Annotated in this window: 13 protein-coding genes and 1 riboswitch; of the genes, 10 read left to right on the plus strand and 3 right to left on the minus strand. The window is 37.3% G+C overall.

The features are described from left to right. Nucleotides 1-19: 19 nt before the first annotated feature. Nucleotides 20-117, plus strand: a riboswitch (TPP riboswitch). A 58-nt stretch (nt 118-175) separates the two neighbouring features. From thiS to EGI05_RS17415, 8 genes are read left to right on the plus strand one after another with little or no spacing between them, the layout of a single operon-like run. Beyond that, on the plus strand, nt 176-382 hold the full coding sequence (thiS, locus tag EGI05_RS17380) for a sulfur carrier protein ThiS (protein ID WP_123264277.1): 207 nt from the start codon (nt 176-178) through the stop codon (nt 380-382). 29 nt (nt 383-411) lie between these two features. Beyond that, nucleotides 412-2,223: a phosphomethylpyrimidine synthase ThiC gene (gene thiC, locus EGI05_RS17385; protein ID WP_123264278.1), complete on the plus strand. Its 1,812-nt coding sequence runs from the start codon at nt 412-414 to the stop codon at nt 2,221-2,223. Further along, nucleotides 2,220-2,804, plus strand: a complete 585-nt coding sequence (locus tag EGI05_RS17390) for a thiamine phosphate synthase (protein ID WP_123264279.1) — start codon at nt 2,220-2,222, stop codon at nt 2,802-2,804. The genes thiC and EGI05_RS17390 overlap by 4 nt, the downstream gene beginning before the upstream one ends. Continuing rightward, nucleotides 2,780-3,520, plus strand: a complete 741-nt coding sequence (locus EGI05_RS17395) for a hydroxymethylpyrimidine/phosphomethylpyrimidine kinase (protein WP_123264280.1) — start codon at nt 2,780-2,782, stop codon at nt 3,518-3,520. The genes EGI05_RS17390 and EGI05_RS17395 overlap by 25 nt, the downstream gene beginning before the upstream one ends. Nucleotides 3,521-3,522: 2 nt before the next feature. Then, complete coding sequence (locus EGI05_RS17400) at nt 3,523-4,137, plus strand: thiamine phosphate synthase (protein ID WP_123264281.1); 615 nt, start codon at nt 3,523-3,525, stop codon at nt 4,135-4,137. Continuing rightward, nucleotides 4,134-4,910 carry a thiazole synthase gene (locus tag EGI05_RS17405; RefSeq protein ID WP_123264282.1) on the plus strand — a complete coding sequence of 259 codons (777 nt, stop codon included), beginning with the start codon at nt 4,134-4,136 and terminating at the stop codon, nt 4,908-4,910. The genes EGI05_RS17400 and EGI05_RS17405 overlap by 4 nt, the downstream gene beginning before the upstream one ends. Nucleotides 4,911-4,921: 11 nt before the next feature. Continuing rightward, on the plus strand, nt 4,922-6,040 hold the full coding sequence (gene thiH / locus EGI05_RS17410) for a 2-iminoacetate synthase ThiH (RefSeq protein WP_123264283.1): 1,119 nt from the start codon (nt 4,922-4,924) through the stop codon (nt 6,038-6,040). Between the two features lie 15 nt (nt 6,041-6,055). Beyond that, entirely contained in the window at nt 6,056-6,766 is a 711-nt protein-coding gene (locus tag EGI05_RS17415) for a HesA/MoeB/ThiF family protein (protein WP_123264284.1), read from the plus strand. Nucleotides 6,767-6,847: 81 nt separating this feature from the next. Here EGI05_RS17415 and EGI05_RS17420 read toward each other — a convergent pair whose 3' ends face one another. Next, nucleotides 6,848-9,058, minus strand: a complete 2,211-nt coding sequence (locus EGI05_RS17420) for an outer membrane beta-barrel family protein (RefSeq protein ID WP_123264285.1) — start codon at nt 9,056-9,058, stop codon at nt 6,848-6,850. A 68-nt stretch (nt 9,059-9,126) separates the two neighbouring features. Further along, the gene (locus tag EGI05_RS17425) at nt 9,127-9,966 is read right to left on the minus strand and encodes a DUF5694 domain-containing protein (protein WP_123264409.1); all 840 of its coding nucleotides are present in this window, start codon (nt 9,964-9,966) and stop codon (nt 9,127-9,129) included. Nucleotides 9,967-10,123: 157 nt separating this feature from the next. Here EGI05_RS17425 and EGI05_RS17430 point away from each other — a divergent pair, with 157 nt between their 5' ends. Next, nucleotides 10,124-11,134: a sensor histidine kinase gene (locus EGI05_RS17430; protein WP_123264286.1), complete on the plus strand. Its 1,011-nt coding sequence runs from the start codon at nt 10,124-10,126 to the stop codon at nt 11,132-11,134. After that, nucleotides 11,127-11,807 (plus strand): LytR/AlgR family response regulator transcription factor, encoded by a 681-nt coding sequence (locus tag EGI05_RS17435; protein ID WP_123264287.1) that lies wholly within the window; start codon nt 11,127-11,129, stop codon nt 11,805-11,807. Before EGI05_RS17430 ends, EGI05_RS17435 begins: the two co-directional genes overlap by 8 nt. A gap of 53 nt (nt 11,808-11,860) precedes the next feature. Here the strand turns inward: EGI05_RS17435 and EGI05_RS17440 are convergent, their stop codons facing one another. Beyond that, complete coding sequence (locus tag EGI05_RS17440) at nt 11,861-14,131, minus strand: aconitate hydratase (RefSeq protein ID WP_123264288.1); 2,271 nt, start codon at nt 14,129-14,131, stop codon at nt 11,861-11,863. Nucleotides 14,132-14,173: the final 42 nt, after the last annotated feature.

Consider the following 14,173-nt stretch of genomic DNA (forward strand, 5'->3'; position numbering starts at 1 on the left):
AAAAAATACCTAACTTCGTCCCATACTTTAGGGGTGTCTGTTGACCAACAGGCTGAGACTTTACCCTTTGAACCTGATCTGGATCATACCAGCGTAGGGAAAAGTGAGATGACTTTTGCTGTACATTCTATTGTACAATAATAGCCATTCCTAAAGTGTACAAATAAATTTAGGAATGGAACTTACAATCAACCACACCCGAAAAACTTTTAATGAACTTCCCGAAACCCTGGAAGCATTAATGACTATTGAAGCACCCGGAAAGAAAAAAGGGATCGCAGTAGCTCTTAACAATCGTATTGTTCCCCAATCAGATTGGGCAGCAACATTTCTCAAAGATCAAGATTCTATTTTAATCATTACGGCCACTCAAGGCGGCTAATCTTCATACCCATAATAATACCAATACTCATGGCTCATTCAATTACATGTTCGCCATTTCCGAACTCAAAAAAAATTTACGTTGAAGGAAATATACATCCCATCAATGTTGCAATGCGTGAAATACAACTCAGTCCTACCAGACTTACCAATGGGGGATTAGAGCATAATCCACCTGTTACTGTATATGATACATCGGGACCGTATACTGATGAAAACGCAGAAATCGACATTTTAAAAGGTCTTCCAAGGATCAGAGAACAGTGGATCCTGGATAGAAAAGATGTTGAGGTTTTAGACGGAATTTCTTCAGAATATGGAAAAGCTCGCTTGGCAGATCCCAAACTTGATGAATTACGTTTTTCATATGACCATAAACCCAAAGTAGCAGCTGAAGGAAAAGAAATTACCCAACTTTATTATGCGAAACAAGGAATCATTACTCCCGAAATGGAATATGTAGCGATCAGGGAAAACCAGCGTATAGAGCAGCTTGATTCCGTTTCGAAGGATATGGCATTTCAGCATGAAGGAAACAGCTTTGGAGCCAATACACCGAAAGATACAATTACTCCGGAATTTGTCAGAGAAGAGATTGCAGCGGGAAGAGCAATCATCCCGAATAATATTAATCATCCTGAAAGTGAACCTATGATCATCGGGAGAAACTTTTTAGTGAAGATTAACGCGAATATCGGAAATAGTGCTGTTTCATCGAGTATAGATGAAGAAGTGGAAAAAGCGGTTTGGGCGTGTCGTTGGGGTGCAGATACCATCATGGATCTGTCAACAGGAAAAAATATCCATGAAACAAGAGAATGGATCATCAGAAACAGTCCGGTTCCTATCGGGACAGTTCCCATTTATCAGGCATTAGAAAAAGTAAAAGGTGTTCCTGAAGATCTTACCTGGGAAATCTTTAAAGATACCTTGATCGAACAGGCAGAGCAGGGAGTTTCTTACTTCACTATTCATGCAGGAGTTTTATTGAGATACATTCATCTGACAGCGAATAGAGTGACGGGAATTGTTTCCAGAGGAGGCTCTATTATGGCCAAATGGTGTCTTTATCATCACAAAGAAAACTTTTTATATACCCATTTTGAAGAGATATGTGAGATTATGAAAAAATATGATGTTGCTTTTTCTCTGGGAGACGGCCTTCGTCCGGGTTCTATTGCAGATGCAAATGATGCGGCACAGTTTGCAGAATTGGAAACATTAGGAGAGCTGACAAAAATTGCCTGGAAACATAATGTGCAAGTAATGATCGAAGGTCCCGGTCACGTTCCGATGCACATGATCAAAGAAAATATGGATAAGCAGTTGAAAGAATGTCATGAAGCCCCTTTTTATACTTTAGGACCGTTGACGACGGATATTGCTCCGGGATACGATCATATTACTTCCGGAATTGGTGCAGCCATGATCGGTTGGTTCGGATGCGCAATGCTTTGTTATGTAACTCCGAAAGAACATTTGGGACTCCCTAATAAAAAAGATGTGAAAGACGGGGTGATCACTTATAAACTTGCCGCCCACGCTGCAGATTTGGCAAAAGGACATCCGGGAGCACAGTATAGAGATAATGCCTTAAGCAAGGCCAGATTTGAATTCAGATGGGAAGATCAGTTCAACCTTTCATTAGATCCGGATACCGCAAGAGCTTATCATGATGAAACTCTTCCTGCAGAAGGAGCCAAGATCGCTCATTTCTGTTCAATGTGCGGACCAAAATTCTGTTCTATGAAGATCACTCAGGAAATCCGTGAATCTGCTGAAAAGGGAATGCTGGATAAATCACAGGAATTTATTGAAAAAGGAAAAGAAATTTATATATGATCATTGTAATCACTCCTGAATCAATCATTTCCAATGAAACTGAAATTATTAATCAGCTGTTTCAGGAAGGATTGGATCTGCTTCATGTCAGAAAACCTTTTATCAGCAATGAAAAAATGAAAAATTTTCTTGATCGGATAGACTCACCATACCATGCTCAAGTAGTATTGCATAGTCATTATGATTTGGGAGAAGAGTATGCTATTTCCAGATTTCATATCAGGGAAAAAGAGAGAAAGAATGGATGGGCTGTTCAATTCAAAAATCAAACTCTTTCAACCTCCGTTCATGATATTAATGCATACAACAGATTGGAAAAAGAATGGGAATATTCATTCATAAGCCCGGTCTTTCCAAGCATTTCCAAAAGAGGATATGGAGAAAATACAACGGTCTTAGAGGATATTAAACATCGGGATAATCCGAATGTGAAATTAGTTGCTTTAGGAGGAATCGATGAAAATAATATTCATGAGGCCTTTGATAGTGGAGTAGACGGAGTAGCTGTATTGGGTGCAATATGGGAAAGTAATCAACCTTTACAAGTTTTCAGAAGATGCATACAGAACGCCCTTTCGTAATGAGTATTGCTGGATATGATCCCAGTGGTGGAGCTGGTTTATTGGCGGATATCAAAACCATGGAACAGCTGAAAGTAATGGGTTTGGGGATCTGCACAGCAATGACTTTACAGACGGAATCTCAATGTTTGAGTTTGGAATGGCAGCCTTTAGGGGAAATATTGAAATCTATTGTTGTCTTGATGAAAGAGTATCCCATCCAGACAGTAAAAATAGGAGTAGTTAAAGATGCGATGATGCTTATTGAAATCCTAAAAACGATCAAATCGAACAAATCAAACATTAAAATCATTTGGGATCCTGTTTTGAAAAGTACATCTGAGTTTGCATTCTTTGACTTAAACTCACTTTCTCTTTTGAAGAATATTTTGCATCAGATTGATTTAATCACACCCAATTATCATGAATACAATATTTTAAAAGGAAATGAGCTGTTGGATCAACAGCAGTGTTCCGTTCTCATTAAGGGAGGGCATAGAGATGATCAATTAGGTGTTGATATTTTAAAAGAAAATGGAAATGAAATTTCATTGGAGCCTGGTGAGGGAAATTTTGAATACTTTCCAAAACATGGTTCCGGTTGCGTTCTTTCTTCTGCTATTGCGAGTTGGCTGGCTCGAGGAAAAGACCTGGAAACGGCCTGTAAAAAAGGAAAAAACTACATCGAACAATTTTTAAAAAGCAGCCCTTCTTTATTAGGGTTTCATTCAACTTAACAATGGAAACATTACAATACATATCACAAGGAAATACAAAGCAGGAACAGGAGATCAATATCCGGAAAATATTAGATCATGGGGCGAAATGGGTTCAGGTTCGTTGGAAAAATGCTCCTGAAAATGAATTGATCGAGCTCTGTGAAACTTCAAAACAGCTTTGTTCAGAATATAAAGCTGTTTGCATCATTAACGATCATGCTCAATTAGCTAAGGATATTGATGCAGATGGAGTTCATTTGGGTTTAAAAGATCTGTCCACTGAAAAAGCAAGGCACATTTTAGGAAGCGATAAAATTATTGGTGGAACGGCAAACACCATGTCGGATGTGCTTCAAAGAATGAATGAACCATGTGATTATATAGGTTTGGGACCATTGAGGTTTACGTCAACCAAAGAAAATTTAAGTCCGGTTTTAGGATTTGAAGGGTATCAGAAGATCATTGAAAGTTTGAAAGAAAAGTCACAGGAAATTCCTAAAATCTTTGCGATCGGCGGAGTTACTTTACATGATATAGAATTATTACAGCAAATCGGAATTTATGGAGTAGCTGTTTCAGGAGAATTGACCATTCAACCTTCCATCATTAAAGAATTTAAAAAAGTATTGAAATGAAAAGCCAACAATTAGTAATAGCCGATAGAGTATTTGAATCAAGATTGTTTTTAGGAACAGGAAAGTTTGGAAATCTTATGGAAATGACGGAATCCATCCTAGCCTCAGAAACCAATATGGTAACCATGGCTTTGAAAAGAATAGATTCCGGAGCTTCCGAAGATGATTTATTGACCGCTTTAAAACCTACCAAAACGCATCTTTTACCTAATACTTCAGGAGCCAGAACTGCAAAAGAAGCGGTTTTAGCGGCACAGTTAGCCAGAGAAGCCCTGGAAACCAATTGGGTGAAACTTGAAATACATCCGGATCCTAAATATTTATTGCCCGATCCCATAGAAACATTGTATGCAACGGAGGAACTGGCCAAATTAGGATTTGTGGTCATGCCTTATATCCATGCGGATCCGGTTTTATGTAAACGTCTTGAAGATGCGGGAACAGCTGTAGTAATGCCTTTAGGAGCGCCAATCGGGACTAATAAGGGATTACGGACTTTGGATTTTCTGGAGATCATCATCAGTCAGAGCAATGTTCCGGTGGTCGTAGATGCGGGAATTGGCGCCCCTTCCGACGCTTCAAAAGCAATGGAAATGGGAGCAGATGCTGTTTTGGTGAATACGGCCATTGCAGTGGCAAAAAATCCGGTAAATATGGCTTGGGCTTTTAAAGAAGGCGTTATTGCAGGAAGAAGAGCCTTTGAATCAGGATTAGGAGCTATTGCTGATCATGCGGAAGCATCAAGCCCGCTGACCTCTTTCTTATTTGATTAATCTGATTTGCTATGAAGAGTTTTAAAGACATTTTTGAACGCTATCATTGGGAAGAAGTAAAGCAAAAGCTTGAAAAAATAACCTTATCTGATGTAGAACACAGCCTGTCAAAAAAGAATAAAACAATAGATGATTTTTTGAATCTGATTTCACCGGTTGCCGCTCAAAAGTTAGAATTAATGGCGAATATGGCACGTTCTATCACACAAAAACGTTTTGGAAAGACCATTCAGCTGTATGCACCATTATATCTCAGTAATGAATGCCAGAATATTTGTACCTATTGTGGTTTCAGTTTAGATAATAAGATCAAACGTAAAACACTTACTGACACAGAATTGATGATTGAAGCAAGTGTGTTAAAAGCAATGGGTGTTAATCATGTTTTGCTGGTAAGCGGAGAAGCCAATAAAATGGTGGGAATTTCCTATTTTCTGAATGCAGTCCGTTTATTGAAGCCTCATTTTGCGAATATTTCCATTGAAGTTCAGCCACTGTCTGAAGATGAATATTCCCAACTTCACAAAGAAGGAGTACATTCTGTTCTGGTGTATCAGGAAACCTATCATGAGGAAGTCTATAAAGAATACCACCCGAAAGGAAAAAAATCAAACTTCCAATTTCGCTTGGAAACTCCTGACAGAATTGGTAAAGCCGGGATTCATAAAATGGGCTTGGGAGTCTTATTGGGTCTGGAAGATTGGCGTGTTGACAGCTTTTTTAATGCTTTACATATTGATTATTTGCAAAAACAGTATTGGAAAAGCAGATTTTCTGTTTCATTTCCAAGGCTCAGACCTGCGGAAGGAATTATTGAACCCAATTTCATCATGGAAGATAAAGATTTGCTGCAATTGATCTGTGCCTACAGAATTTGGAATGAAGATCTGGAAATTTCGATTTCTACAAGAGAGAATGAAAAATTCAGAGACCATATTATTTCATTGGGAGCAACAGCCATGAGTGCAGCATCTAAAACTAATCCTGGAGGATATGCGGTAGATCAGGAATCATTAGAACAGTTTGAAACCAGTGATGAAAGAAGTATGGAGGAAATAAGAAATGTCATTAAAAAATCCGGCTATGATCCGGTAATGAAAGACTGGGATTCGGTTTACAGTGGGTTTTAATTTAAATAGAACAAGATGAAAAGTGAAGATGTCTTTTCCCGGTATAGCAGACAGATATTCATTGATGAGATAGGCCTGGAAGGGCAAAGAAAAATAATGAATGCAAAAGTTCTTGTAGTGGGAGCTGGTGGATTGGGAAGTCCTGTTATTCAGTATTTAACAGCAGCGGGAGTAGGAACTTTGGGTGTCGCAGATTTTGATGAGGTGGAACTGCATAACCTGAACAGGCAAATCATTCACCATGAAAATACTGTAGGGATATCTAAAGTGAAAAGTGCAGAACAATTTGTGAGTAAACTCAATCATCATATCAATTTTATTGGAATTGATGAAAAGATTAGTGCTTCCAATGCGGAGAAGACTCTCGCTCAATTTGATATCATTGTTGATGGATCAGACAATTTTACAACCAGATATTTAATCAATGATACTTGTGTGCAATTAAATAAGCCTTTGGTGTACGGAAGCATTTTAGGATTTTCGGGGCAGGTTGCCGTATTTAATTATAAAGGAAGCAAAAATTTAAGAGACCTCTTTCCTGAACCTCCTTTTGATGAAGACCTTCCTGATTGTGACAGCTTAGGTGTTTTGGGAGCTTTGCCGGGAATTGTAGGAAGTATGATGGCGAATTTAATCTTGAAAATAATAACAGAGCTTCCTTTGCAGGGTAATCAAATTACCTTGATTGATACTTTACACTGGAGATTCCAGACGATTGACTTCTGATGTAATCACCAAGAATTGTTGACGGAGAGGTATAAACAAAAAAACGGACCGATGTCCGTTTTTATATAAATTGATTCAAAATTATTGACCTTGCTGCATCACTCCGCCATTTTCTTCCTTCTTTGTACTGTTTAAGATATTTGGATCCTCTTTGGCCAGCTTATTTTTAGTTGGGATTTTATAGTTGATAGATAAACCAAAGTTTCTCGTATCGTATTTATTGCTCATAAATACGCTTTCTCCTGTTGGAGGATTAGAACGGACCTGCATTTTCTGACCGTTGAAAATATCATTCGCAAAAACAGAAAGTGTCAGACGGTTATCCATGAACTTCTTCGTCAGCGTAAGATCGAAAGAATTATTAAATGGTTTCTCTGCTGTAAAGTAGAAATATCCTGCTTTTGGAGTCAGGTAACTATAATTTGCCGTCAGTTTGATATCTTTTGGTAAAATCAATTGGGTCATGATGTTGAAAATCCAAAAACCTTTATTGTTCAGGTTATCAATGTCATGCTTCTGATATCCTGCATAGATATACATGAAGTTGATCTTGTCAGGATTGAAATTGAACTTCATCACTTCACTCAAAGGTTTAGTGAAAAGCATAAAAGGAACAGGAAGCCCCACATTGAAATTATGAATTCTCATATTCGAAATGTTGATCTGCTCATTAGTAAGATTTTTACCATTCTTTCTGATGATCTGCGCCACCTGGTTTTTGGCAGAGCTTACATTATATCCGATAAAAGCATAATCAAAGGCGGAAATTTTTATTTCATAATTATCAAAAATAGTAGGCTGTAGATTAGGATTACCGGTTACCTGCGTGTTTGGTCCTGCAAAAATCACGTTATTCGGGTTTAGAGCAGAAATACTTGGCAGGTTGATTTTTTTATTATAATTGGCAGCCACGTATACTTGATTCATCAGGTTATACTGGACACTTGCATTCGGGAATAACTTGAATCGGTTGAAAGGCCTCAAATCACCCTCAACAACTGCTCCTGACTTTATCACTCTTGTTACCCCGGAGATATCATAATTTTCTGCACGGGAACCCAAAATGAAATCAAATTTTTTCAATTTTGCCTGGAATTCCAGATAAGTGGAAGCCGTTTGTCTTTGGTACTCTAAGTTAGTTAGACCTTTACTCTCCGTATCCAGATCCTGTCTTTCATATAGACCTCCCAAGCTTACTTTTCCGCCATCCAGAATATTGATAGGTTGAGAATAATCCACTTTGAAATTGGCAATGCTCATATCCGTCTTGTTATCCAAAAGCCCCTTGGTTCCGGGAATGAAATATTTCTGATTATTATCTGTGAAAATACCTTTTTGGAAGAAATTATCCTGTATGAATTTACTGTCAGATTTGGTATACCCAAACTGAAAATCCAGTTTTTGAGACTTATCTGTAAATCTTTTCTGATAAGTTACTACCGCTTCCTGCCTTAAATTGTTCGTATGAGCGGCATCCGAAGCTTCAAATATAGTTTCTCTGAAAGTATCCGGTGCTACGGGAATATCAGCAAGTCCGTTACTCGCAGTATAGTTGTCATTGTTGTTGTGATAAATATCGTAGTTTACTAATAATCGGTCCTGCCCAAGATCGAAAGTCAGTCCGGATTTTGCAAAGTATCCTCTTCCGATTCTGTCTGTGTTACTATTCAATAATACGTCCTGTAGCGTTCTCAGATTACTTTCACGGTAATTCTGCCCGATATTCAATTGCCATCCGAAAATTTTATTTCTGGCATTCAAATTTAGGGAGTTCGAAGTTCTGCTTCGGAATTTATCATAGTTCGTAAATGAATAGTTCCCGGAATAGGTTGCTGTTAAATATTTATTGGCATTTTTATTGGTGATGATATTCATGATCGCTCCGCCTGAGGTAGCAGGAAATTCAGCACCCGGCTGTGTGATTACTTCAATCCTGTCTACCGAATTGGCAGGCATTCCTTCCAGGAAAGAATTCAATTCATTGGAAGTAATGTTGAGAGGTCTTCCGTTCAAGAATACATCCAATACTTTTCCCTGATACATCATTCCTGCGATATCTGTAGAAATAAGTCCGGGTAACTTTTTAATCCCTTCTAAAACATTCCCGTTATTCAGTTGAGGCTGTTCAGAAAAATCGAAGATCGTACGATCTGCTTTTTGCTCAACGGCTTTTTTAGTTTTGGTGATGGTGACACCCTCAATTTGTTTTTCTTTTACTTGGTTATCAGGTTTCTCCTGTGCATAGATCGCTACAGAGCCCAAAAAGGATAAAGCAATAATTGTTTTTTTCATAATGTTTTTCAAACTTCTATTGGGTTAGACGTTGAAAAAGAATTTTTGTTACAAACAATTGTACTGTATTATTTTAATGAATTGAATTCCACATAATCAAATTCGGGAGATGAGGAAAATAACTGCCTTAAAACCGAAGCATGGCCATTTCCCACAACAACTAAAATTCTGTCTTCTGAAGTATGCGGAATATTCTGAATATTTCTGAACATTCTCAGATTCCTGTTGTACCAATATAGAGCCAGCATATCTGCACCATCGTGTTCTCTTAATTTAAAATCTCCGCTTAAATAGGCTCCATATTCATATTGATGGTATTCTTTGCTGTTCATAAATTGGAAAAGCTCCAACAACGATTTAAATTTCTTAGGTTCTGAACTTTTAAAGAATGCATTGTATTCTTTTGAAATAGGATCATCACTTAAAAAATCATAGTCTTGGCTTAAATTTTTGAAATATAATGAATCTTTCTTCCCGAATCTTTCTTGCAAATCATCCAAAACCGATTCTGCATCAATACTGTACAATTCATTTAAGTTTAATTCTTTCGCTGTACGCATCGCAATTTGGTATCGTTCATCCCTTTTATTCATGTGCTTACCTTCCTTATATTCATTTAATTTCTGATTGGCATTCCAGCTTGGAAAGGCTTCAATTGCAATTTTTGTGGGCTTAAATTTTTTGATGTAATTAATAAGCTCGGTCACTTCCTGTGAAGTTTTGGGTGACAAAACATCGACCTGATCACTTTTTTTGGTTTTATGAGCATCAAGATTGGGATAATCAAAATGAAATGACCCGACAACTAAAACTTTTGTCTTAGCATTTGTAAAATATTCTGATGGCTTTTTCTGAGCTAACGTATACGTTGATAGGCAAAGCAGAAATGTATATAATAATGTTTTCATGAGATTGATTTTGCCAAAAATATCATTACTATTAACAGTGTAAAACATCAATTCGGTCAAATGAATCTGAAACGGCATGAAAAAAATTTCATCGGAAAAAATGTATAGTTTGTCGAAAAAACAGGTCGAAATTTCGTGGAAAATCTATTTTTGTTGTATGAAAATTAATAAACTCCTTTATCTGCATATTTTCTTTTGGGCAATTTATATAACGGGTACTGTTCTTGTTCCTTATTTTGTTTTTCACACGAAGAATACGATCTTCAATATTACCTTTTTTATCACGAGTATTATTTGTTTTTATATCAATTATTTTATTGTGGTTCCGAAGTTCTTTGATGTAGATAAGCTTTATAAATCCTTTTTCGCTTTTTTCCTTAGTGTAACTGCATTTGTAATGGTAAGATATTTTGCAGAAGAAATGTTTTTGCCTCAGTTTTTCGGGATCAGGAATTATGAAAAGGGAATAAGTTTCGGATTTTACTTCTTTGATAATATTTTTTACAGCAGCACAACAATCTTCATCAGCACGACTTTTTGGTTTTTTAAATATTCCATCATGGCAGAAGAGGAAAAAACAAAGCTGATTGAAGCTAAAAAAAGTGCAGAATTACAGGCTTTAAAGATGCAAATCAATCCACATTTTATTTTCAATTCCTTAAATAATATTTATTCATTGGTTTATCAGAAGTCAGATCAGGCTTTACCCGCGCTTGAAGAATTGAGCCGGCTATTAAGATACAGTACAAAAGATCTTGGCGAAGATACTATTACTCTAGATAAAGAAATCGGCTATATTGATAGTTTGACGGCTTTGGAAAAATTGAGGATCAAAAATCCGGAATTATTAATCATTGAAAAAAATATTAATTACCCGAAATTAAATATTTCTCCGATGATTTTAGTTCCATTTGTTGAAAATGCTTTTAAGCACGGCAATTTTCGGGATAAAGGATTTAAAATGAAAATTTCGGATGAAAATCAAATTCTGCATTTTTATCTTTTAAACCACAAAAAAGAAAGAATGAAGGATATGGTTTCCGGGATTGGAATTGAAAATGTGAGAAAAAGACTGGCAATTTTGTATTCTAAAAAGTATGAGCTAGACATACAAGATTCGGAAACAGAATTTATTGTAGATTTAAAGATTAATTTACGAGATGAATAAGATTAAATGCATTATTGTAGATGATGAACCTTTGGCGATATCGCTTCTTGAAAACTATATTCAAAGAATTCCTTTTTTTGAGCTGGTTTTTTCTACAGAAAATCCTATTCTGGCTCTGGAGTATATTCAGGGCAATAATTCAGACCTGGTCTTTCTGGATATCCAGATGCCGGAGCTTACCGGAATTAATTTTATGAAGATTGTCGGCGAAAAACAAAAATATATTTTAACAACCGCTTACTCGGAATATGCTCTGGAGGGGTATGAACATAATATTATTGATTACCTGCTGAAACCAGTTTCTTTTGAAAGGTTTCAAAAAAGTGCTCTAAAAGCCAGGGAGCGCTTTTCTGGTACGGATAAGGTGGAATCCTATATTTTTGTTAAATCCTCAGGATTGCAACATCGTATAAATTTTAACGATATTCTTTATATTGAAAGCATTAAAGATTATATTAATATTCGGACGGTTCATGAAGAATATATAGTTTTAGATACTCTTAAATCGATGGAAAACCAGCTTCCTAAACATTTTGTAAGAATCCATAAATCATTTATCATTAATCTAGATAAAATTAAAAGCATCGGGGCGAAAAAAGTTGATTTGATTTCTGAACATGAAATCCCTGTAGGGGATAGCTATAGAGCAAATATTTTGAACAGACTGAAATAAAAAGCGACTTCTATTTGAAGCCGCCTTTATATTAATCGATCTAACAATTAATCTTAATTTTTTTCTTGTAGTTTAATTAAGTTCAGTGCAGAACCAGCCTTGAACCATTCAATTTGCTGAGCATTATAAGTATGGTTGGCTATAATGATGTCTTTAGTTCCGTCAGCATGTACAAACTCTAATGTCAGTTGTTTTCCCGGAGCAAACTGATCCAAATCTAAGAAGTTTACGGTATCATCTTCTAAAATTTTATCATAATCAGACTCATTAGCAAACGTTAATGCAAGCATACCTTGCTTTTTAAGGTTCGTTTCATGGATTCTCGCAAATGATTTCACCAACACAGCTTTCACTCCAAGGTGTCTTGGTTCCATCGCAGCGTGCTCTCTTGAAGAACCTTCTCCATAGTTTTGGTCACCCACAACAATAGAAGGAACTCCGGATGCTTTGTAAGCTCTTTGTACTGCAGGAACCTCCCCATATTCACCAGTAAGTAAATTTTTCACTTTATTGGTTTCCATGTTGTAAGCATTGACAGCTCCGATCAGCATGTTGTTAGAAATATTATCAAGGTGCCCTCTGTATTTCAACCAAGGTCCAGCCATGGAAATGTGGTCGGTAGTACATTTTCCGAAAGCTTTAATTAAAACTTTAGCTCCCTCGATGTTTTTACCATCCCAAGCAGGGAATTCTTCCAATAGCTGAAGTCTGTCTGAAGTAGGACTTACATTAACAACCACTGAAGAACCATCCTCAGATGGAGCCTGATATCCGTTATCTCCAACATCAAATCCTTTAGCAGGCAATTCAGAACCTTTTGGCTCATTAAGTTTTACCTGTTCACCAGCTTCGTTGGTTAAAGTATCTGTAATCGGGTTAAAGTCTAATCTTCCGGAGATTGCAACTGCAGCTACCATTTCAGGAGAAGCTACAAATGCGTGCGTATTTGGGTTTCCGTCTGCTCTTTTTGCGAAGTTTCTGTTGAAAGAGTGAATGATTGAGTTTTTCTCTCCTTTTTCAGCTCCTTCTCTGTCCCATTGTCCAATACAAGGTCCACAAGCATTAGTAAAGATTCTCGCATTCTCAAATTTTCTGAAAGAATCTAAGAACCCGTCTCTCTCTGCCGTAAATTTCACTTGTTCAGATCCCGGGTTGATTCCTAAGATCGCTTTTGGTTTCACTCCTTTTGCTACAGCATCTTCAACGATGGAAGCAGCTCTTGACAAATCTTCATAAGAAGAGTTGGTACAAGATCCGATCAAAGCCCATTCAACTTCTAAAGGCCATCCGTTAGCTTCAGCTTTCGCTCTGAATTCAGAAACAGGTGTTGCTAAATCCGGTGTGAAAGGTCCATTCAAGTGTGGAGCTAATTCAGAAAGGTTAATTTCAATTAACTGGTCAAAGTATTGTTCAGGGTTAGCATATACTTCAGCATCACCCGTTAAATGTTCAGCAATTTTGTCAGCAGCGTCTACTACATCTTGTCTTCCGGTTGCCGCTAAATATCTTCTCATGGAATCATCATATCCGAAAGTTGACGTTGTTGCACCTACTTCAGCACCCATGTTGCAGATGGTTCCTTTACCTGTTGCTGAAAGAGATTCTGCACCTTCACCGAAATATTCGATGATGCACCCTGTCCCTCCTTTTACCGTAAGGATCCCTGCCACTTTCAGGATAACGTCTTTTGCAGAAGTCCAGCCATTCATTTTACCGGTTAATTTCACTCCGATAAGCTTAGGCATTTTAAGTTCCCACGCCATTCCAGCCATTACATCTACTGCATCAGCTCCTCCTACACCAATAGCTACCATTCCTAATCCACCAGCATTTACTGTGTGAGAGTCTGTACCGATCATCATACCTCCAGGAAAAGCATAGTTTTCTAATACTACCTGGTGAATGATTCCTGCTCCTGGTTTCCAGAAACCGATTCCATATTTATCACAAACAGAACTCAAGAAGTTGAATACCTCAGAGTTTTTGTTGATGCCTTCTTGTAAATCTTTATCAGCACCTACTTTTGCCTGGATCAGGTGGTCCGCATGGGCCGTTGAAGGAACCGCCACTTTAGATTTTCCTGCCTGCATGAATTGCAAAAGCGCCATCTGTGCGGTAGCATCCTGCATAGCGACTCTGTCTGGTGCGAAGTCTACATAAGAGTTTCCTCTTTCATATGCTTGTGTAGCATTTCCTTCCCAAAGGTGGGTGTAAAGGATTTTTTCTGAAAGGGTAAGAGGTTTTCCCACGATTTGTCTTGCCGCAGCAATTCTTTCTGGATAGCGCTCGTACACTTTTTTGATCATATCAATATCAAAAGTCATATCTCTTAGAATTAATGTTTTTTAATTTTATAGGATTAAGAA

The sequence above is a fragment of the Chryseobacterium daecheongense genome (assembly GCF_003729955.1).
Lineage (GTDB): Bacteria > Bacteroidota > Bacteroidia > Flavobacteriales > Weeksellaceae > Chryseobacterium > Chryseobacterium daecheongense.